At 48.2% G+C, this 20,060-nt stretch carries 19 protein-coding genes; 7 read left to right on the plus strand and 12 right to left on the minus strand.

What is annotated here, in order from left to right:
* The first annotated feature begins 34 nt into the window (after nucleotides 1–34).
* Entirely contained in the window at nucleotides 35–916 is an 882-nt protein-coding gene (locus tag ASG34_RS08835; protein WP_055829637.1) for a lysophospholipid acyltransferase family protein, read from the plus strand.
* A 19-nt stretch (nucleotides 917–935) separates the two neighbouring features.
* On the opposite strand, the gene ASG34_RS08840 is transcribed toward ASG34_RS08835, so the two are convergent.
* Both ASG34_RS08840 and ASG34_RS08845 read right to left on the minus strand, forming a co-directional pair.
* Entirely contained in the window at nucleotides 936–1,646 is a 711-nt protein-coding gene (locus tag ASG34_RS08840) for a type 1 glutamine amidotransferase (protein WP_055829639.1), read from the minus strand.
* A gap of 44 nt (nucleotides 1,647–1,690) precedes the next feature.
* Nucleotides 1,691–2,221 (minus strand): rRNA large subunit pseudouridine synthase E, encoded by a 531-nt coding sequence (locus tag ASG34_RS08845; protein ID WP_055829642.1) that lies wholly within the window; start codon nucleotides 2,219–2,221, stop codon nucleotides 1,691–1,693.
* A 10-nt stretch (nucleotides 2,222–2,231) separates the two neighbouring features.
* Here ASG34_RS08845 and icd point away from each other — a divergent pair, with 10 nt between their 5' ends.
* Nucleotides 2,232–3,467, plus strand: coding sequence for an NADP-dependent isocitrate dehydrogenase (icd, locus tag ASG34_RS08850; protein WP_369814571.1), 1,236 nt, complete (start codon nucleotides 2,232–2,234; stop codon nucleotides 3,465–3,467).
* 103 nt (nucleotides 3,468–3,570) lie between these two features.
* On the opposite strand, the gene ASG34_RS08855 is transcribed toward icd, so the two are convergent.
* Nucleotides 3,571–3,774 carry a cold-shock protein gene (locus ASG34_RS08855; protein ID WP_015831543.1) on the minus strand — a complete coding sequence of 68 codons (204 nt, stop codon included), beginning with the start codon at nucleotides 3,772–3,774 and terminating at the stop codon, nucleotides 3,571–3,573.
* Between the two features lie 339 nt (nucleotides 3,775–4,113).
* Here ASG34_RS08855 and pilB point away from each other — a divergent pair, with 339 nt between their 5' ends.
* Both pilB and ASG34_RS08865 read left to right on the plus strand, forming a co-directional pair.
* On the plus strand, nucleotides 4,114–5,835 hold the full coding sequence (gene pilB, locus ASG34_RS08860) for a type IV-A pilus assembly ATPase PilB (RefSeq protein ID WP_055829645.1): 1,722 nt from the start codon (nucleotides 4,114–4,116) through the stop codon (nucleotides 5,833–5,835).
* 32 nt (nucleotides 5,836–5,867) lie between these two features.
* Entirely contained in the window at nucleotides 5,868–7,091 is a 1,224-nt protein-coding gene (locus tag ASG34_RS08865) for a type II secretion system F family protein (RefSeq protein WP_055829648.1), read from the plus strand.
* Nucleotides 7,092–7,191: 100 nt separating this feature from the next.
* Here the strand turns inward: ASG34_RS08865 and ASG34_RS08870 are convergent, their stop codons facing one another.
* The 6 genes from ASG34_RS08870 to ASG34_RS08895 form a co-directional block, all read right to left on the minus strand.
* A complete protein-coding gene (locus ASG34_RS08870) occupies nucleotides 7,192–7,941 on the minus strand; it encodes a DsbC family protein (protein WP_055829650.1) in 750 nt (249 codons plus the stop codon).
* A gap of 30 nt (nucleotides 7,942–7,971) precedes the next feature.
* Nucleotides 7,972–9,198 (minus strand): FAD-dependent monooxygenase, encoded by a 1,227-nt coding sequence (locus ASG34_RS08875; RefSeq protein ID WP_055829653.1) that lies wholly within the window; start codon nucleotides 9,196–9,198, stop codon nucleotides 7,972–7,974.
* Entirely contained in the window at nucleotides 9,188–10,372 is a 1,185-nt protein-coding gene (locus tag ASG34_RS08880; RefSeq protein WP_055829655.1) for an FAD-dependent monooxygenase, read from the minus strand. Before ASG34_RS08880 ends, ASG34_RS08875 begins: the two co-directional genes overlap by 11 nt.
* 30 nt (nucleotides 10,373–10,402) lie before the next feature.
* On the minus strand, nucleotides 10,403–11,713 hold the full coding sequence (locus ASG34_RS08885; RefSeq protein WP_055829657.1) for an aminopeptidase P N-terminal domain-containing protein: 1,311 nt from the start codon (nucleotides 11,711–11,713) through the stop codon (nucleotides 10,403–10,405).
* Between the two features lie 87 nt (nucleotides 11,714–11,800).
* Nucleotides 11,801–12,544 (minus strand): DUF2927 domain-containing protein, encoded by a 744-nt coding sequence (locus ASG34_RS08890; protein WP_235559729.1) that lies wholly within the window; start codon nucleotides 12,542–12,544, stop codon nucleotides 11,801–11,803.
* Between the two features lie 22 nt (nucleotides 12,545–12,566).
* Nucleotides 12,567–12,812, minus strand: a complete 246-nt coding sequence (locus ASG34_RS08895; protein WP_055829661.1) for a DUF3820 family protein — start codon at nucleotides 12,810–12,812, stop codon at nucleotides 12,567–12,569.
* 183 nt (nucleotides 12,813–12,995) lie between these two features.
* On the opposite strand from ASG34_RS08895, the gene ASG34_RS08900 reads away from it, so the two are divergent.
* The gene (locus ASG34_RS08900) at nucleotides 12,996–14,030 is read left to right on the plus strand and encodes a GGDEF domain-containing protein (RefSeq protein WP_055829663.1); all 1,035 of its coding nucleotides are present in this window, start codon (nucleotides 12,996–12,998) and stop codon (nucleotides 14,028–14,030) included.
* A gap of 13 nt (nucleotides 14,031–14,043) precedes the next feature.
* Here the strand turns inward: ASG34_RS08900 and ASG34_RS08905 are convergent, their stop codons facing one another.
* From ASG34_RS08905 to ASG34_RS08915, 3 genes are read right to left on the minus strand one after another with little or no spacing between them, the layout of a single operon-like run.
* Complete coding sequence (locus ASG34_RS08905) at nucleotides 14,044–14,475, minus strand: phosphate-starvation-inducible protein PsiE (protein WP_229006986.1); 432 nt, start codon at nucleotides 14,473–14,475, stop codon at nucleotides 14,044–14,046.
* A 26-nt stretch (nucleotides 14,476–14,501) separates the two neighbouring features.
* A complete protein-coding gene (gene murU / locus ASG34_RS08910; protein ID WP_055829665.1) occupies nucleotides 14,502–15,167 on the minus strand; it encodes an N-acetylmuramate alpha-1-phosphate uridylyltransferase MurU in 666 nt (221 codons plus the stop codon).
* Between the two features lie 2 nt (nucleotides 15,168–15,169).
* On the minus strand, nucleotides 15,170–16,141 hold the full coding sequence (locus tag ASG34_RS08915; RefSeq protein ID WP_055829667.1) for an aminoglycoside phosphotransferase family protein: 972 nt from the start codon (nucleotides 16,139–16,141) through the stop codon (nucleotides 15,170–15,172).
* 246 nt (nucleotides 16,142–16,387) lie between these two features.
* Here ASG34_RS08915 and ASG34_RS08920 point away from each other — a divergent pair, with 246 nt between their 5' ends.
* Both ASG34_RS08920 and ASG34_RS08925 read left to right on the plus strand, forming a co-directional pair.
* Entirely contained in the window at nucleotides 16,388–18,724 is a 2,337-nt protein-coding gene (locus ASG34_RS08920; protein ID WP_235559731.1) for an LPS-assembly protein LptD, read from the plus strand.
* Nucleotides 18,721–20,040 (plus strand): peptidylprolyl isomerase, encoded by a 1,320-nt coding sequence (locus tag ASG34_RS08925; RefSeq protein ID WP_200934488.1) that lies wholly within the window; start codon nucleotides 18,721–18,723, stop codon nucleotides 20,038–20,040. The genes ASG34_RS08920 and ASG34_RS08925 overlap by 4 nt, the downstream gene beginning before the upstream one ends.
* Nucleotides 20,041–20,060 lie beyond the last annotated feature (20 nt).

Consider the following 20,060-nt stretch of genomic DNA (forward strand, 5'->3'; position numbering starts at 1 on the left):
GATGCTCATTACTTTTCGATGACTGTTTATATTCATGCTGCTCTACTTTTGTAAATTTATCGCCTGGCTGCCATTAAGTCTGGTACACCGCTTGGGCGCTCGATTAGGCTGGCTTTCATACTGCCTGGATCGCAAAAGTAACCAGATTGCATTAAATAATATTCTGCAAAGCCGTTTGGCTGAGAATCCCTTACAAGCCCAACAATTAATGAAGCGCAGCCGACTGGAAGCCGGCAAAGCCTTACTTGAAACATTTTTTATCTGGGGTCAATCGGCGGAGCGATTATTACCGTTCATTCAGCAAGTGCACGGATGGGAAACCGTCAGCGAAGCGCAAAAGAATGGCAAAGGCCTTATTTTCCTGACACCACACCTGGGCTGTTTTGAAATCACTTCCATTTACTACGGCTCGCAATCTCCGATTACCGTGCTTTACCGTCCGCCCAAAATGCAATCGCTTAGCAATCTGGTGGTTAGCGGAAGACAAAAAGGTAAAGTGGAGATGGCGCCAGCCAATGCCAGTGGCGTCAGGAAATTATTACAGGCACTTAAAAACGGGCAAGCGGTCGGTATATTGCCTGACCAGATTCCCCGTAGCGGTGAAGGTGAATGGGCGGATTTTTTTGGCAAACCCGCTTATACCATGGGACTTGCCAGCAAACTGGCCAGCAAAACCAACGCGGTGGTAGTGATGGCATTTGGTCAGCGTTTGCCGGATGGCAAGGGATTTGATATTCACCTGAAACGGGTAGACGATATCAGCACCCCCACCCTGCTGAACCAGGCGATAGAACGGCAGATCGCGCAATGCCCGGAACAATATTTATGGCAGTACAATCGTTTCAAACAGCGCCGCTATGCCATGCATAAACTTGAACAGCACGCTTCTACGACAAAAACAAACCAGCCAGATTAACTAAGAATTCCAGTAAAATTTAATTGTGCACCAAGCCCTGGATCCAGCGGCTATATACTTTATCAGCAACTGTGTGTAATGTTTCGCAACCAGCATCCACGTCAGCCAGCATCACCTCTGCAGATTGCACGGCTGGGCTAGATGAGGCCTCGGCAATGTCTGCCTTCCATTTATCCGTCCACATCCTGACCATTTCCGGCATCATTTCAATGTGGCATTGAAATCCGATATGTTTTCCAAAGGCGTATGCCTGATTTTCGCAATATGGGCTGGCTAGCACATGGGTTGCGCCCTCAGGAACGGTGAACGTTTCACCATGCCAGTGAAAACTATTAAAGGCTGGCAGATCGCCAAACCATTCTTTCGCTAGCTGGTTATCTAGCACAGAGACTTGTCCCCAGCCAATTTCTTTCACCGGGTTTTTGCTCACGGTGCCGCCCAGGGCTTTACTGATCAACTGGCCGCCAAGGCAATGGCCTAACAAGGGTACATCCTGATCCACCGCATGACGGATCAGGCTCAACAACGGAGGAATCCACGGCAAATCATCATTGACACTCATAGGTCCGCCCATCAGCACAATGCCGCTATAAGCGTCGAGTGAGGAAGGAACAGCTTCACCCTTATCAATCCGCACTTCGCACCATGGAATAGCATGTTGCGCTAAAAAAGTGCCTAAATAACCTGCACCTTCGCAGCAGGCGTGCCTGAAAACAACTACCGGTTTCATACTAACCTTTTCGCTTCCTTTGCTTGAAACTGTCATTTGCATAACTAAAGTGTTTTGTATTTACCAAGCAAGATTCCGTCCAGATTGTAAGGCCCGATTGCATAACGCACCAGTCGCAAGGTCGGAAAGCCTATATGGGCCGTCATTCTGCGCACCTGGCGGTTTTTACCTTCGATGATTTTCAGCTCCAGCCAGGTAGTGGGGATGGCTTTTCTTTCACGGATGGGCGGGTTTCGCTGCCACAAATGGGCAGGTTCATCGATGATACGCACTTGTGCAGGTTGGGTTACAAAATCACCTAAATCAACACCTTGCTGCAATGGCATCAAATCTGCTTCTGTAGCAGCACCTTCTACCTGAGCCCAATAGGTTTTAACTTCTTTGTATTTGGGATGGCTTAAACGATGTTGCAAAGCACCGTCATCGGTTAAAATAAGCAATCCTTCAGAATCGGTATCCAGCCGCCCGGCCGCATATACGTTGGGAATCGGAATATAGTCTTTAAGCGTCGCATGTTTCTCATGAGGAGTAAACTGGCAGACGACGTTAAAAGGTTTGTTAAACAGTAACAACATGGAAAGCACTATGTCAAAAATCAATGTGCCAGCAACTGGCAGCAAAATCATCGTTAATGCCGATAATACCCTAAATGTCCCAGACCAACCTATTATCCCTTTTATCGAAGGCGATGGCATTGGCATAGATATTACGCCGCCGATGATCAAAGTAGTCGATGCTGCTGTTGAAAAAGCGTATGGCGGTAAACGCAAGATTTCATGGATGGAAGTATACGCGGGTGAAAAGTCAACGACAGTGTATGGTAAAGATAACTGGTTATCTGATGAGACCATGGCCGTGCTGAAAGACTATGTCATTTCAATCAAAGGCCCATTGACTACACCGGTCGGTGGCGGTATCCGCTCGCTGAACGTCACGTTGCGCCAGGAACTGGATTTATACGTTTGCCTGCGCCCGATTCAATATTTTGATGGCGTACCTAGTCCGGTAAAGCATCCTGAAAAAACCGACATGGTGATTTTCCGCGAAAATACTGAAGATATTTATGCGGGTATCGAATGGGCAGCCGGCACAGAAGAAGTGAAGAAAGTCATTAACTTCTTGAGTGACATGGGCGTGCGTAAAAAAATCCGCTTCCCTGAAGCTTCTGCGATCGGTATCAAGCCAGTTTCTATCGATGGCAGTAAACGCCTGATACGCAAAGCCATTCAATATGCGATTGATAACAACCGCAAATCGGTGACTATTACTCACAAAGGCAATATCATGAAGTTCACCGAAGGTGGCTTCCGTGATTGGGGTTACCAGCTGGCCAAAGAAGAGTTTGGTGCGGAACTGATTGATGGCGGTCCATGGTGCAAACTGCCTAACGGCATCGTGATTAAAGACTGTATCGCTGATGCATTCCTGCAGGAGATCCTGTTGCATCCGGAAGATTATGATGTGGTTGCCGCGCTAAACCTGAATGGCGATTACATCAGCGATGCATTGGCTGCCCAGGTCGGTGGCATTGGGATTGCGCCAGGCGCTAATCTGAGCGATACCATTGCTATGTTTGAAGCGACGCATGGGACTGCGCCAAAAATCGCCGGTAAAAACCTGGCCAACCCGAGCTCATTGATTCTGTCAGCAGAAATGATGCTGCGTCATATGGGCTGGATAGAAGCCGCAGACCTTGTACTTAACGGGGTAGGCAAAGCGATTGCCAGCAAACGCGTGACCGGAGACTTCTCCAGCCAGATGGAAAGTGCGACCCAGGTCAGCACGGCTGAATTTGGTGATGAAATCATCAAAAACATGTAGCCTACTAAGCGAAAATCGCTAAAGCACAGCCATTAAAAACGGCGAAACAAAAAACGGCTCACCAATGTGTGAGCCGTTTGCATTTAGTGCCCCTAAACAATCTTTATGCTTTTTGGATATTGCTTGCTTGCTTGCCCTTAGGGCCTTCTGTCAGATCAAAGCTGACACGCTGGCCTTCTTTTAAGCTTTTGTAACCAGACTCAACGATTGCGGAAAAGTGCGCGAACAAATCGTCACCGCCATCATCAGGAGTAATGAATCCAAAACCCTTAGAATCGTTAAACCACTTCACGGTACCTGTTGCCATTTTACTTCCTTACTTTTTTACTTATGCAGGGAGGCGCCCCAAAAGTTTGTCTCAAGTACTTAAGTCGCAATAAACAAGCTTTGCTTTACTTAAAGACGGCTACAAAAAACCTGAACGCAAACGCCTTAAGGGCTTTATACATTCAGCATTATTTAAATGTCAAGTGTAATTTTTCATCTTTTAACGAATTCACGTAAATCTGGTTAAAATTTGTATAAATGCTGCACGAGTGTGCGTCTTTTCCTTGATTTGAATAAAAGCCATTTCCCGTATACTCACGTAAAAAGTATTGTTGTTTCAATACATTAACCGGATTAACTCGAGCCCTGGTATTACTTTATGGCAACGCTTGGCAGTACGCATAAACTTGGTGGCATGGCACGTACTTTGGTGCAATCTGCGCTTATTAGCGAAGATGAGGCGGGTGTGCTGCAGGAAAAAGCCCATACGCAAAAGATCAGTTTTGTGGCGGCGATCATCGCCCAGAAAAAAATTTCATCGCGCCATATCGCGCAAGCAGCTTCCGACGCCTTTGGATTTCCATTTTTTGATCTGGACGCACTAGACCAGGATTCGTTACCTGACAAGTCCATCGATATCAAACTCATGCAGTCTCAACGTGTATTGTTACTGCAACAAAAAAACAACATTGCCTATATTGCGGTCTCTGACCCGACCAACCTCCACGCACTGGATACCATTCAGTTTCAGATGGGTGCGACATTGTCCCCGCTGGTTGTGGAAGATGACAAACTCGGAAAATGGATAGACAAGATCGTAGAGTCCAAAGACACGAGCATGGCTTCACTCAGTGTCGGTGGTGATGACTTTGATCTGGGCCTAGAAGATACCGCAACAGAACAGGAAACTGAACTCGCGCAAGAAGTGGACGATGCGCCTGTCGTTAAATTCCTGCAAAAAATACTGATGGATGCAATCAATATGGGTGCATCTGACTTGCATTTCGAGCCCTACGAAAAGTTCTACCGCATCCGTTTCCGCATTGACGGCGTGCTCAGGGATATGGCGCAGCCGCCCCTGGCAATCAAGGACAAACTTGCTTCGCGCATTAAAGTTATCTCCAACCTGGATATTTCTGAAAAAAGAATTCCGCAAGATGGCCGCATGAAGTTGCTGCTATCTAAAACCCGCTCAATCGATTTCCGCGTCAGCACTTTGCCACTCATTTATGGCGAAAAAATTGTGATGAGGATTCTGGACCCGACCAGCGCCACACTTGGCATTGAAGCATTGGGATACGAGCCTGAGCAAAAAGAAGCATTGCTAAAGGCTGTTCAACGACCTTACGGCTTGGTACTAGTAACAGGCCCAACCGGGTCGGGTAAAACGGTATCGCTATATACCTGTTTGAACCTGCTTAATGATCCAGGCGTAAATATTTCTACCGCTGAAGACCCCGCAGAAATCCCGCTTGCAGGCATTAACCAGGTAAACGTCAATGATAAACAGGGCCTGACGTTTGCGGCAGCGCTGAAATCGTTCCTGCGGCAAGACCCCGACATCATCATGATTGGTGAGATCCGTGACTTGGAAACCGCTGACATGGCGATCAAAGCTGCCTCGACCGGCCATATGGTTTTGTCAACACTGCATACCAATGATGCGCCGACAACATTGTCCCGTTTAGTGAATATGGGTGTCGCGCCATTCAATATTGCCTCGGCGGTGACGTTAATTACAGCACAACGTCTTGCAAGACGCTTATGCAAGCATTGCAAGATACCGCTCGATGTGCCCAAAGAAGCGCTGCTTAGCGTAGGTTTTAAGGAAGTGGACCTGGATGGCAGTTGGCAGTTATATGATGCCAAAGAAGGTGGCTGTGAACATTGCAACAATGGCTACAAAGGACGCGTCGGTATTTATCAGGTGATGCCGGTCAGCGAAGAAATGGCACGGATTATCATGGCTAGCGGCAATGCCATGGACATTGCCGCCCAGGCTAAACGCGAAGGCGTCAAAGACTTGCGGGAGTCAGGTTTGCTTAAAGTAAAACAAGGCCTGACTTCTATTGAGGAAGTTGAAGCTGTTACCAATGAATAATGCACAATCAATGAGTCATTAGATAGAAAATTATGGCAACTGCAAATGTAAAACAATCCGTTTTCCTGTGGGAAGGCAAAGACCGTAAAGGCAAGGTCGTCAAAGGTGAAATGCGTGCCAATGGCGAAGCCGTTGTCAACGCCACCCTGCGCCGCCAGGGCATTGCAGTCACCAAGGTCAAAAAGCAAAGTTCCCTAAGGATCAAAGGCAAGGTCACGGATAAAGACATTACCTTATTCACGCGCCAACTGGCGACCATGATGAAAGCGGGTGTGCCGCTATTGCAGGCATTTGATATTGTCGGCAAAGGTCATCATAATCCAGCCGTTTCAAAGTTGCTGGCGGATATCAAGGCCGATGTCGAAACCGGTAGCAGCCTGAGTGCAGGTTTCCGCAAATATCCTTTGTATTTTGACAACCTGTTTTGCAACCTGGTCGCGGCCGGTGAACAAGCCGGTATTCTGGATGCCTTGCTGGACCGGCTGGCAACATATAAAGAAAAAATTCAGGCGATTAAAAGCAAAATCAAATCTGCGCTGGTATACCCGGTGTCGATTATTGTGGTGGCATTTGTCATTACTGCTGTGATTATGATCTTTGTAGTCCCGGCTTTTAAGGATCTTTTTAGCAGTTTTGGCGCCGATCTTCCAGGGCCCACTGTCGTAGTTATCAATCTTTCCGATTTCTTTGTGAAATGGTGGTGGGCCATTTTCGGCACGCTAGGTTTTGGTATCTGGTTTTTCCTGTACACCTGGAAACGTTCGGAAAAATTGCAGGCGTCCATGGACAGGTTATTGCTACGCTTACCGATCTTTGGCGAATTGATTCGTAAAGCCACTATCGCCCGCTTTGCCCGCACCCTATCCACCATGTTTGCTGCCGGCGTACCGTTGGTGGAAGCGCTGGATTCAGTGGCTGGTGCATCAGGGAATAAAGTCTATTATGACGCCACGAAAAAAATACAGAGTGAAGTGAGTACCGGTACCAGCCTCACCGTCTCCATGCAAAATGCCAATGTGTTCCCGAATATGGTGATCCAGATGACAGCGATTGGTGAGGAATCGGGCTCACTGGATTCGATGCTGACCAAAGTGGCTGACTTTTATGAGGGTGAAGTGGATGATGCCGTCGCAGCAATCTCCAGCCTGATGGAACCGGTGATTATGGTGGTGCTGGGCGTGTTAATTGGCGGCCTGGTAGTGGCAATGTATATGCCTATCTTCAAAATGGGCAAAGTCGTTAGCGGCAGTGGTTAATTCGCACTGGAAACTTTCATTACTCAAACGACTTTGATTAAAAGTCACTAAAACAAAAAGGCCGGAAATTCCGGCCTTTTTGTTTGTTAACACTGAAGCACTATTTTTTTGCTGTCTGCAATGCTTTTTCAATCTCGTCAGAAGGCTGTGCGCCAAGCATACGCTTGCCATTTTCAAAGAACATGGTCGGCGTACTGTTTACCCCAATCTTGTGGGCAAGTTCACCGACTTTTTCCAGCGGCACTTCACATTTAGCGGTAGACGATGGCAATTTGTTATTGAAAATCCATTCCTGCCAGGCTTTTACACGATTGCTGGCGCACCAGATACTGCGCGATTTATTAGCGGCATCAGGGTGTAATTGCTCAATCGGATACAAGAAAGTATAGATAGTCACATCATTGATCTTGGTCAATTCATTCTGTTCCAGGCGCTTGCAGAACGGGCAATCCACATCTGAAAATACGACCAGCTTGCGGCTGCCGTTACCCTTAACGACCTTAATAGCCTGGTCCAGTGGCAGACTATTGAAGTCAATTTTAGTGAGTTCATCCAGGCGATCGCCGGTGATGTCTTTTTTAGTTTTAGGATCAACCAGGCGGCCTTCGGCAATCAGGAAACTGAATTTTTCATCGGTATAAATAATCTGACCACCCATGAAAATTTCGTACAAACCGGCGTAGTTGGTTTTAGTGACGCTATCGACTTTGATTTTCGGGTAAGCCGCTTCAATGGCTTTTTTAACAGAAGCTTCATCTGCAACACTGGTCACTGCGCCTAACAAACCGACACTTAGCAACACTGACAAACTGACCCAGCGAGTTGCAGAACTCCAAATACTTTTTTTCATCAATTACTCTTTCTCAAGCTTGCACAGTACTTAGCCTTGCGTGGCTGTGCGAATTAAAAAACGTTTTAGCATAGCACTGTTTTCAACCCCGCGTAAGCCCAGGATAGCCGCATGTGTCCATGCGGGCTCAGGGCGCGAAAACAATTTATCCAGGCCGCGTGTCAGGGTATGCATTTTCAGGATATCCAATTGCCGGGTTCGCATGACATGACGCAAAAAGCTTGCATCCCCGAGCGGACGCAAGGCTGACAAATTACCTAATTCGCGGCACAACGCCTGCACATCCTGGAATCCCAGATTGACACCTTGCCCGGCCATTGGGTGCACCTGATGTGCGGCATCCCCCAACAGCAATACGGAAGGCAATGCCATTGTCTCTGCTGTTTTCTGCACCAGTGGAAACCCTAGTACTGCGCCAGCTGGTGTCAGCTTGCCTAACGCATATCCGCAGCGCTGCTCCACTTCGGCTGCCAATGCTTCTGGCGACAAATTCTGTTTTACACTAGCCTGGTCTTGGGACAAGGCCCACACCAATGACACTTGTTGCTGCGGCAGTGGCAGCAGTGCCAATGTTTCGTGTGCGCCAAACCATTGCCGGGCAATATTGCCATGCGGTCTTTCCGCGATGTAATTCGTCACCAGCGCCGTCTGTTCAAAATCCACAGTAGTGACATTAACACCACATTGGTCACGTACCCATGAACGACCGCCATCAGCGCCTAGCAGCAATTGTGCTTCAATTTCATGCTGCGGCAACGTTAACTGTACTTTATGACCAGCATGTTGCAGTACTTGAGCCGGGGCGTCGGTGATGATGGTCACGTCAGTGCTGGCCAATACCTGCCAGCACGCATATAACAAGGCCTGGCTTTCGACAATAAAACCCATTTGTGTCAAATGCGCATCTGCGGCATCCAGACTCAGACTTGGCTTGGAATGCACATCGGTGGGTGACCACAAATGCATCGCAGCCATGGCATTTACCCGATTGGCTGGGACATGCTGCCAGACGCCGATTTCTGTTAACCAATGCACAGTCTCATTGGTTAAGGCATAAATGCGCGTATCCCAGTGTGCGGTATCTTCAATCCAGCCAAGAGAAAATGCGGGTAAAGCTTGCGCGTCAGTCAATACAACTTGTTTACCCAGCCTGGATAAAGCAATAGCCGCAGTCAGGCCTACCAACCCGGCGCCGACAATAACCACCTCACTGTTGAGTATGGTTTTGCTAGTGATCAGGGGTTTACTAACTACCATAACTCATTTTATTCACCAGTAACCGGCGTGCAAACGGCAGCATGCTGAGCGCACCCAAACCCGCACCACGCAACAAACCAACGCCTATCAGATCATTGGAAAACACATTCACCAGAAAGTCTGTAAATATCAACCCACGGCCGGTATCGCGGGCGCGTGACTGATGATATTCAGCTAACCTGTGCACGGTTCCCCACTCAGCAGCCGAGCTCGCTGTAATATTTCTGGCCAAAGCCATCGCATCTCGAATGCCGACATTGAACCCCTGCCCGGCCACCGGGTGCATAGTTTGTGCTGCATTGCCGATCACCACGCAATGTGCAGGAAAAGTCTGTTCCAGCTTACTTAGTTTGAGTGGAAATCTGCCACGTTTACCAATATGCAAGAACTTGCCTACGCGATCACCAAATGCCTGATGTAAAGCCTGCAAAAAAGCGGCATCGTCTAGTGCGGCGATCTGGTCGATATATGTTTGTTCACCGGTCCAGACCAGGGAAAAATGCTCACCATTCGGCAGCAGTGCCATCGGGCCGAACGGAGTAAATCGTTCATAAGCAATATTGCGGTGTGGCAGCTCAGTCTGTACCAGTCCGACCAGAGCATCATGGCCGTAGTGTTTGGTTTCCCTGACCAGGCCGGGAATCGATTCAAGACTGCGCCCACCATCAGCGATAATTGCCAGCGGAGTGGCAATCACATCAGTGCTTTGTGTATCGGTAGCACCAGCCGTTTGAAAGGTGATTTCAGCGGCGTTTGCATCCATATGCAGGTTTTGCACCGGCACCTGATATTGAATCTCCAGGCCAGAAGAAGATTCAGCGATGCGGGCATCCAATGCCTGCATCAGCGCGCCATAAGAAACGACATAACCAAGTGCTGGCAATTGATGTTCGCCCGCTTTAAGCAAGGCGCGACCAAAGCCTTTTTGCTGCGACACATGGATAGTGTCAATCGCAGTCACTTTTGACTCCAGTGCGTTCCAGACGCCGAGTTGTTCCAGCACTTGTCGCGTTCCGGATGACAACGCCAGCGCACGGCCATCGCCATAAATGGCGCCAGGTGGCTGTGCCTCCAGCACAGTCACCGGCACACCGGACTGTTGCAACGATAACGCCAGCACCAAGCCTACCGGACCGCCGCCAACTACCACCGGATGTGTCAGAGTTTGCTTCAACCTTGCTGCCTTCTGTAGCTGTTCATGTCATTAGCCTCGCATCAACGCTTCAATATCAGCGACTGATTTAATCGCGGCAGCAGTAATCACTTCACGGCCGCTCTCTGTTACCAAGACGTCATCTTCAATGCGAATTCCAATATTCCAGAAATGCGCCGGTACATTATCTGCCGGGCGCACATAACAGCCTGGTTCAACTGTCAGCACATTCCCGGCCTGTAACATCACCCAATCGCCGGCCGGAGTTTTGTATTCGCCGGCATCATGCACATCCAGCCCCAGCCAGTGGCCCGTTCTGTGCATGTAAAACTGGCGATAGCTACCGTTTTCCAGCACTTCATCACGGGTCCCCTGGCATAGCCCGTAGTGGATAAAGCCATCTACAAGCACATTAAGTGCAGCTTCATGCGGTGCATTCCAGTGATGATGTGAACTGACACTGGCGATCGCAGCTGCCTGCGCAGCCAGCACCAGTTCATATAAATCCTTTTGTGGCGAGCTAAAGCGGCCATTGACGGGGAAAGTCCGTGTTATATCTGAAGCATAGCCGTCCAGCTCGCAACCTGCATCTATCAAGAGCAAATCCCCGTCTTTCAATTCTGCATTATTGGCGTTGTAATGCAGGGTACATGCGTTGGCACCCCCGGCAACAATGCTGGTATACGCTGGCGCCTGAGCACCCTGCCTATAAAACTCATGCAAGAATTCGGCTTCCAGTTCATATTCCCATTTACCTGGTTTTGCCACCCGGACAGCCCGGTTATGGGCGCTGGCGGCAATCTCTGCCGAACGCCGCATCAGGTCGATTTCCCAAGGGGATTTAACCAGGCGCAAGTTATCAATATGTTGACGCACATCAACCACTGTGGCTGGCGCCTGTATACCGCTGCGTGTTTGCGCACGCACTGTATTCAACCAGCCAGTGATTTTAGTATCCCAACCGGCATCTGTACCCAGGCTGTAAAAGAGTGCCGGCTGATTGGCCATCATTTTTGGCAATAATTCATCCAGCTGAGTAATCGAGTAGGCTTCATCAAAACCAAACTCATCGCGCGCTGCTGCGGGACCATGACGGAAACCGTCCCAGATTTCGCGCTCAATATCCTTATCGCGACAAAGCAGAATGCTTTTATTTTCTAAGCCGGCGACCAAAACCAAGACGGCTTCAGGCTCTTTAAACCCGGTCAGGTAATAAAAGTAGCTGTCAAAGCGATAGGGATAATGGCTGTCGCGGTTACGCGTTACCTCCGGAGCAGTAGGAATAATGGCAATCCCTGCCTGCATAGTGGACATCAATTGCTGACGGCGACGGCTAAATTCTTGCAGGGGAAATTCGTGCATGGAAAAACTCAAAGGTAATCCTGAATGGTTAAGCATTTTAGCCTATTTGGTGCGCATTTGCAGGAATGGTTCACGGCTAGACCGGCTTTAAAAACCCATCATTTCATATAGCTCAGATTGCCTGACATTTTTCTCGGCATCCAGAACCGTGCCATCCGCCTGCCATTTTTGCAAAATGTTTGCCAGTACAGGTTTAACCTGGGCTGCACGCATGCCGGGTTTGATCGCTGGCTGATAAAGCATTTTCAGCAACAAGGCATCCAGGCCGGTTAATAACGATTCAGGAGTGTGGTCATTAAATATGGAAGGGAATACTTTGTCAGAATCGCTAGGCAGTCCCATCGCCTGCGTGGTTTCTTCAACTATACAGGACAGTAATTGCCGGTGTTCCTGCGCAAAATCAACCGGAATCACCACCCAGGCTTTTGTAATCGCATTCTTTGCATCTAGACCCAGTCCAAACATGCAGGCCGCGTCATCAGGAGGCTTAATTAATAAATTGCCGCTAACCAAAGCAATATCATTACGCCAAAGCTGCAAATGCGAAAACACCACAATAAAATTGGCTTCCTGGCGGGATCTGGCAAAACTGATGGAATGACCGGTGATTTTGGCTAGATGTTGAAAATGGTATTTGGTCAGCAGCGCATGCTGTTCCTGCTGGTCTGTATGATGCTCCAGCCATACTTTGACGGGTTGCATCCACTTGCGTACCGGTTGTTCACCAGGCGTGTATTCATTATGCAAGGCAATCTCTGTAAACGCCTGCTGCAAATATTCGGTCGATTGCCATGGTTCCTGTGCAGATGCCAGCATCGAAAAAAAAAGCATGCCCAGCCCCAACCGGCAAAAGTTAATCATACTTTGCTCCGCCCTGATTTTCTCCGGAAAAGTGACGCAAAGGCAACAGCAAGTCCTTTAATCCGTTGTGATCAATCTCTTGCATCAACTGCAATAACCGTCCCAACTCCCCCTTAGGAAAACCTTCTCTCGCGAACCAGTTGAGGTAGTGTCCGGGCAAATCGGCAATCAGGCGATCTTTGTATTTTCCATAAGGCATTTTGAGAGTCACCAGTTGTATCAGATCATTTTTATTCATGGACATCATTCGAAAAAGAAATGCGAATTCAGAAAATTACTTAATCATAAAAATAATTTATAAAAATTATCATTTGGCGCTCTTAAAAAATCCTATGGGCATCCGTTAATACCATTAGATGGTTAATAGATAGCCATGACAAAAATAATTTGCGGTGAATTTTACCATCGCTTAAGAGGCACGATGCAATACGAAATCAGTAAAGAAAAAAGTGCAGAGTATCTGCGACAGGCCATCCAGCATATGTCTATGCAGGATACTGCATTCCATCCCGTCAGTTACGCTGTCTGGTACGAATATTCGTCCGGCGAGCATGCGCACCTGATTGATGAAGTAAACACGCTTATTGAAAAAGAGAAAAAACTCAACGAAAAAAGTACCGCCCAGTTATTTAACAAACATATCGCCAGCCTGGATGCCGACAGCGCACAGAATATCGTTGATCGTTTTAATAATATGGTGTCGGATATCAGCTCCACCACTGAGAAAGCGGGTCAAGACACCACGCAATTCCGCAAAACCCTGGATGCATGGTCGGGCGAACTCCAGCAACTGGATGGAGAAGTATCGCGCCATATGGGCGATTTATTATCCCAGACCGCCAATATTCAACAGTCTATGCATACGTTGCAGCAGCATCTGGAAACCAGCCTGCACGAAATTGCGAATTTAAAAAACGAAATCGTAAAAGCTAGACAAGAAGCGATTTCAGATGGACTGACTGGCTTGATGAATCGCAGGGGCTTCGATGTTGCCTTGAAAAAAACGCTTGAATCAACCACGCCTTATGTAGATACCTGTTTGATCATTGGTGATATTGATTTTTTCAAGCGCGTGAACGACAGTTACGGTCATTTATTCGGCGATAAAGTGATTCAAGCGGTCGCCAGAATCATGAAAACTGTTTCAGGTGACCTGTACACCTCAGCGCGCTATGGTGGCGAAGAATTTGTGATGCTGTTACCTCATACATCGCTGGATACCGCCAGGGAAGTCGCTGAAAGTATCCGCCAGCATGTCGCCAATATCAGCATTAAAAACAATGTCACCAGCAAACTGATTTCGAATGTCACGATTTCGCTGGGGCTGACTGCCTATCAACCAGGCGAAACGGCAGAAAGCTTTTTGAATCGCGCTGACCAGGCCCTGTATACAGCCAAGGCAAAAGGACGTAACCAGGTCACGCTGATCGCCGATGAGGCACTGGCTGCAGCATAAGCAGATTTAGTGTTTAAAGCAGGTCGCGCTTCTGTTCCGGAATATCCTCATACGGATAGCGCGAATGCCCGAAACGCATCACCAGTACTGAAATTGCCAGTATCAGAATAGCCGCAGACACCGCCAGCATATGTGTCTCGGTCATTTCTTTCATATCCAGCAACAAATAGCGCGCCAAAGCCACCATGGCGATGTAAATAGGGTAGCGCATGGGCAATTTTCCGGTGCCAAAATAGCTGTTGATCATGGAAAAGACTTCCAGATATAAAAACAGCTGCAACAAATCACCCAAACCGACCATACCGGCCTGCCACATCCTGGCCAATTCGTGCGCAAGAGAGAAAAACGTCGCGATCGTGACTAATCCCAAGCCCAGCCGCTCTATCCACATTAAGGCCTGATGCGCAATCTTGTCAGTTTTATGCTCGTATGGTGGTTTCATCATTCCCCCTGATTTTGTTTTTTTATAGATTATCTTGTTTTTAACCAATGATCGAGCTGCGCTAAACGCTCTGGCGTGCCTATATCATGCCATACGCCAGTGTGGTGTTGACCGCTGACCAAGCCCTGCTGCATGGCAGAAATTAACAGTGGCGCCAATTTGGCGGCCTCACCGCTTTGAACTGATTTAAACAGGTCTGGATGATAAACGCCAATACCCGAAAAAGTTAGTCTATTGTCGGCTGCCTGTTTAACCAGGCCATCCTGCAAGGCAAAATCGCCTTCAGCATGTTGCTGCGGATTATCCACCATGACCAGATGTGCCAGCTTGCCAACAGGTAAACTTGTGGCGGCATAGTCGATATCGGTAAACACATCGCCATTTACCACTAGAAAAGATTCGTCACCTAATAATGGCAAGGCTTTGGCAATACCACCTGCAGTCTCAAGCGCGGTTTGTTCAGCACTATATTGGATATATACATGCCACTGGGTGCCATCGCCAAGCCTATCCTCAATTTGCTGGCCAAGGTAAGCATGGTTAATCACCAGCTCGGTAATGCCCGCCTGCGCCAGGCGCTCGATATGCCAGACAATCAGAGGTTTGCCGCCTACTTCGAGTAAAGGTTTGGGCGTATGGTCGGTCAACGGACGCATGCGGGCGCCGCGTCCCGCTGCCAGTATCATGGCCCGCATGTTTAATCAGCCTTTTCCAGCGCCAGCAATAACTTGAAAAACGGGCGCAACTCTACATAACGCTCACAGGCAGCCTGTAAATATTGCATCACCAACGGCATATCCTTCAGGTAGCCGTCCTTGCCGTCCCTATGATACAGGCGCGCAAAAATGCCCAACACCTTGATGTGGCGCTGGACACCCATCCACTCAAAGTCTTTATAAAACTCGCCGAAGTCTTCGTTGACAGGCAAACCGGCTTTTTTAGCGGCCTGCCAGTAGCGCACTACCCAATCCATGAGATGGTCTTCATCCCAACGGATGTAGGCATCCTTAAATAATGAAGCCAGGTCATAGGTGATTGCGCCTATCACCGCATCCTGGAAATCCAGCACACCAGGATTATTCTCTGAAGTAACCATCAGGTTGCGGGAATGGTAATCCCTGTGCACCGTCACTTGCGGTTGTTGCAGAATATTGTCGATGAGCAATGCAAAGGTTTTATCCATTACTGCCTGCTGTTCCACAGTTAGGGTTTTACCTAAATGTTTAGCCACATACCATTCCGGGAACAGCTGCAACTCCCGCATAAGCAACGCGGCATCATACGGAGGCAAAGCCTGCGGATCTGTTGCCAGTTGCATTTTGATAAGTGCCTGGCAGGCGTCGCCATATAAAGTTTTGGCATTTTCAGCAGTCAATTTGGACAGATAGGTATCATTGCCCAGGTCATTTAATAGCAAAAACCCCTGTTCGAGATCCTGGGCCATCACTTTGGGAGCATTCAAACCGGCGGCGAGCAATATCTCAGCCACATTCACGAAAGGCCGGCAATCTTCCTGCGGCGGCGGCGCATCCATGGCAATCAAGGTTTCTTGAGGCAAATGCACGCGAAAATATCGCCTGAAACTGGCGTCTGCAGACGCGGTTGTCAGTGTAAAAGGCTGGTCTATTACTTGTGCCAGCCAATTTTGAAGTTGTTGTGTTCTATCCACAAATTTTCCCGGATCATTAATAAGCGATTCAAGCTTGTGCGCTTGCTGGTAAAATGCGGCTCACATTTTAAGTGAAAAATGACTTTTTAAGCGTTTTCATGAATAATATAGCCCAAATGAATGGGGCAAATCGCAAGGTGGAAAAAATTGCATGCATATAACCACTCTGCGACCCGCAGAGCCTACTGAAATTATCACTCTTTGACTAACTTGCAAGTTTATTCCTCCACTTCTCGCGAACGCGGCATGCGCATTATCTTAGCTCTGGTCGCCACTGGTTCACTTGCGGCCATGCATGCACGTGCCGATGAGGCGACCACGCCGCCTGTAGTAGTCGCCGAAAACGCGGCATTGCCTGGCGCAGTTGAAATAGAAGGTGACACGCTAAAATTGCGTATGGATCGCCAGATGTGGGCCACCGGCAATGCCGTGATCCGCAAAGATGGTCAACAAGTCACCGGTGACGAAATCCGTTATGACATGCAGAATGATGAGCTACAGGTAGACGGTAATGCGGTTATTTCGGCGGGAACAACTACGATTAAAGGCCCGATGTTGCGCATGCGGCTGAGTGAAAATATTGGCGAAATGCGCGATGTCACGATAGAGTTTAAGAGTGCTCCGCCAAGACCAAGCAATCAGGACACCAATACCTTACTCGATGACCAGGCCATCCTCGTCAGTGATCCTAAAAGATATGTTGATGACAACGCTTCATTCAGCAATCAGGAAAAAAAGAGTACTTTCGATAATATCCGCGCATCAGCCAAACAGGTGTTTTTCGAAGGGCAGAATATCAAGCGCCTGAAAAGTGCCAGCTACACTTCTTGTGCTGCCGATGTCGATGACTGGTATATCAAAACCGGCAGCCTGGAATTAAATGATTACACCCGCACCGGCGAAGCAACCAATGCCTATGTAGAATTTAAGGGTGTGCCCATCCTGTATACGCCATGGATGAGTTTTTCCTATAACAACCAGCGTAAAACAGGCTTGCTAGCTCCGTTATGGGGGACGACTTCACGCAGTGGTTTCGAGCTGCTGACCCCCTTCTACATTAATATCAGCCCGGATAAAGATGCCACACTTGCTACCCGCGTATTAAGCAAGCGAGGCATACAATTTCAAGGCGAATTTCGCTACCTGGGTGAGAACTACATGGGCTCGAATAACTTCGAGTACCTGGATAATGACAGCATGACCGGCCAAGACCGGTTTTATGCCAAGCTGGCGCATCGCCACCAGTTTAGTGACCACTGGTCTGGCGGTTATAGCCTGGAAAAAGTCTCGGATGATAAATACTTCTCTGAGATGGCGACCAGGATTCAAGTGACTTCTAGGGTTAATCTTGGGCAAACTGCTTATGTGAATTATGCGGATGAGCACTGGACATTCAATGGTACCGTACAGCGCTATCAGAACCTGGATAATCTGTCATTTGTATACCAACGATTGCCGCAACTGACAGCAAGCTACACCAATGATTGGAAAGGGTTTACCACCAATACCGGTGCCCAATATGTCTATTTTGACGCCATGAAAGAAATGACCACGGCGCCTAGTGGTAGCCGATTTAGCTTATACCCCTCGATTTCTTATCCGATGAAGAATTCGTATGGTTTTGTCACACCCAAAGTCGGGGTGCAAACCACCCAATACAACCTGACTGGTAATGTGCCTCTGGGTTACACCGAAGAATACAACCAGTTGAACAGAACTTTACCGATTGTCAGCCTGGATTCAGGCCTGTATTTTGACCGGCAAACCAGCCTGTTTGATACCAGTTACACGCACACCCTGGAACCGCGTGCTTACTATGTGTATATCCCGTATCGCGACCAGACTAAGATTCCTATTTTTGATACTTCATTAAACACACTGAACCAGAACTCTATTTTTTACGAAAACCAGTTCAGTGGCGATGACCGCATCAATAACGCCAACCAGGTCACATTGGCTGTGACTAGCCGTCTGATTGATAGTGAAACCGGGATAGAACGGCTCAGCGGTACACTTGGCCAGCGCTTTTACTTTGATGATCAACAAGTGTACATGCCAACAACTTCGCCTGATACGCGTAAGTCATCTGATATTCTGGCAGCATTTACGGCACGGCTTTCCAGCCGCCTCAACCTGGACACCTACTGGCAATATGACCCCGATCGCGGCAATATGGAGCGTAATAATTACTTGCTGCGTTATAATCCCGAGCCTGGAAAATCATTCAGTTTTGGTTACCGTTACACGGCAAGCGTACTTGAGCAAATTGATACGGCCGGCCAATGGCCGTTGGGTAACAGGTGGTACGGTGTTGGCCGCCTGAACTACTCCATTCGTGATGGCAATGCGGTACAAATGCTTGCTGGCCTAGAGTATGATGCGGGATGCTGGCAAGGCCGAGCCGTCATGCAACGCGTGCAAACAGCAACTGCTGACGCGAACTATGCCATGTTTTTTCAACTCGAACTGGGTGGGCTGACCTCTATCGGCGCCAACCCATTAAACGTCATCAAGCGCAATATCCCGACTTACATGCGTACCAATGACATCCCGGGAATTTACAGAGACCAGAATACCCAATGATGAAATACTTATCACCTTTTTTACACTCTGCGATGGGTGTTGCGCTTCTGCTAGGCACCTCAATCAATATCCACGCTGCTGATAAACCGTCCATAGAAAAGATGGACCGAATTATTGCCGTCGTTGATCAATCTGTTATTACCGAACGCGAAATGCTGGACCGCATTGAGTCTGTACGCACACAAATGATCAAAAAAGGCGTAGAACTACCGCCGGATGATGTGTTACAAAAGCAAATCCTGGAACGCTTGATTGTTGATAGTTTGCAATTGCAACTGGCCGCACAAACCGGGATTAAAGTAGATGATGCGCAACTGGATAAAACCATAGAGCGTATTGCCGAGCAGAACAAATTGACCATGCCAGCCTTTAAAAAAGCGCTGGAAGAAGATGGCACCAAGTTTTACAAGTTTCGTGAAGATATCCGTAATGACATTATCCTTACCCGCTTGAGAGAGCGTGATGTCGATAATAAAATCAATATTTCCGAAGCTGAAATTGATAACTACCTGAGCTCACAGGAAAAGGAAGGTGACCTGGATGAATTTAACATTTCCCAAATTCTGATTCGCCTGCCTGAAGACAGCTCACCTGAAGATATCCAGAAAGCAAGGATTCGCACCGAACAGGCGATTAAAGCCATGTCAGAAGGCATGAGTTTTGAGAAAGCCTCTGCAAACTTTTCTGACGCACCTAATGCCCTTGAAGGTGGCGACCTTGGCTGGCGCAGTGGTCAGCAAATGCCCCCACAGTTTGTAGAGTTGATCAAGGCATTGGATGTGGGCGGTGTGTCACGCCCTATACGTAGCGGTACCGGGGTCCATATTTTCAAATTGAAAGAAAGACGCGCGGGTTCAAGCACATTGATCGTAGACCAAACACACGTGCGCCACATCTTGCTGAAGCCTAATGAAGTGCTGTCTGACAAAGAAGCGCAGCAAAAAATTGAATCCATCAAGGAGCGTATTGATCACGGCACGCCTTTCCAGGACATGGCACGTCAATACTCTGACGATGGCAGTGCATCCAATGGTGGTGACCTGGGCTGGATCAACCCTGGTGATACTGTGCCTGTTTTTGAAAAAGCCATGGCAGAACTGGCTCCGAACGAAGTCAGCGCACCCGTACGCAGCCAGTTTGGTTGGCATATTATCCAGGTGATAGAACGCCGCAAACAGGACATGTCCAAAGAGTCCAAACGCCTGAAAGCACGTCAGGAAATTCGTGCCCGTAAAGCTGAAGAAGCTTACAGCGAGTGGATTCACGAATTGCGTGATAAAGCGTTTGTTGAGTTGCGCTTAGAAGACAAATTTTAAAGCGTAAAGACAAGTTTTAA

This window comes from Methylophilus sp. Leaf416 (assembly GCF_001424665.1).
Classification (GTDB): Bacteria; Pseudomonadota; Gammaproteobacteria; order Burkholderiales; family Methylophilaceae; genus Methylophilus.

Coding starts and splice junctions, on each gene's coding strand:
- ASG34_RS08835 (WP_055829637.1), top strand. CDS start 35: ATGCTGCTCTACTTTTGTAAATTTATCGCCTGGCTGCCATTAAGTCTG.
- ASG34_RS08840 (WP_055829639.1), bottom strand. CDS start 1,646: ATGAAACCGGTAGTTGTTTTCAGGCACGCCTGCTGCGAAGGTGCAGGT.
- ASG34_RS08845 (WP_055829642.1), bottom strand. CDS start 2,221: ATGTTGTTACTGTTTAACAAACCTTTTAACGTCGTCTGCCAGTTTACT.
- icd (WP_369814571.1), top strand. CDS start 2,232: ATGTCAAAAATCAATGTGCCAGCAACTGGCAGCAAAATCATCGTTAAT.
- ASG34_RS08855 (WP_015831543.1), bottom strand. CDS start 3,774: ATGGCAACAGGTACCGTGAAGTGGTTTAACGATTCTAAGGGTTTTGGA.
- pilB (WP_055829645.1), top strand. CDS start 4,114: ATGGCAACGCTTGGCAGTACGCATAAACTTGGTGGCATGGCACGTACT.
- ASG34_RS08865 (WP_055829648.1), top strand. CDS start 5,868: ATGGCAACTGCAAATGTAAAACAATCCGTTTTCCTGTGGGAAGGCAAA.
- ASG34_RS08870 (WP_055829650.1), bottom strand. CDS start 7,941: ATGAAAAAAAGTATTTGGAGTTCTGCAACTCGCTGGGTCAGTTTGTCA.
- ASG34_RS08875 (WP_055829653.1), bottom strand. CDS start 9,198: ATGGTAGTTAGTAAACCCCTGATCACTAGCAAAACCATACTCAACAGT.
- ASG34_RS08885 (WP_055829657.1), bottom strand. CDS start 11,713: ATGCACGAATTTCCCCTGCAAGAATTTAGCCGTCGCCGTCAGCAATTG.
- ASG34_RS08890 (WP_235559729.1), bottom strand. CDS start 12,544: ATGCTTTTTTTTTCGATGCTGGCATCTGCACAGGAACCATGGCAATCG.
- ASG34_RS08895 (WP_055829661.1), bottom strand. CDS start 12,812: ATGAATAAAAATGATCTGATACAACTGGTGACTCTCAAAATGCCTTAT.
- ASG34_RS08900 (WP_055829663.1), top strand. CDS start 12,996: ATGCAATACGAAATCAGTAAAGAAAAAAGTGCAGAGTATCTGCGACAG.
- ASG34_RS08905 (WP_229006986.1), bottom strand. CDS start 14,475: ATGATGAAACCACCATACGAGCATAAAACTGACAAGATTGCGCATCAG.
- murU (WP_055829665.1), bottom strand. CDS start 15,167: ATGCGGGCCATGATACTGGCAGCGGGACGCGGCGCCCGCATGCGTCCG.
- ASG34_RS08920 (WP_235559731.1), top strand. CDS start 16,388: ATGCGCATTATCTTAGCTCTGGTCGCCACTGGTTCACTTGCGGCCATG.
- ASG34_RS08925 (WP_200934488.1), top strand. CDS start 18,721: ATGATGAAATACTTATCACCTTTTTTACACTCTGCGATGGGTGTTGCG.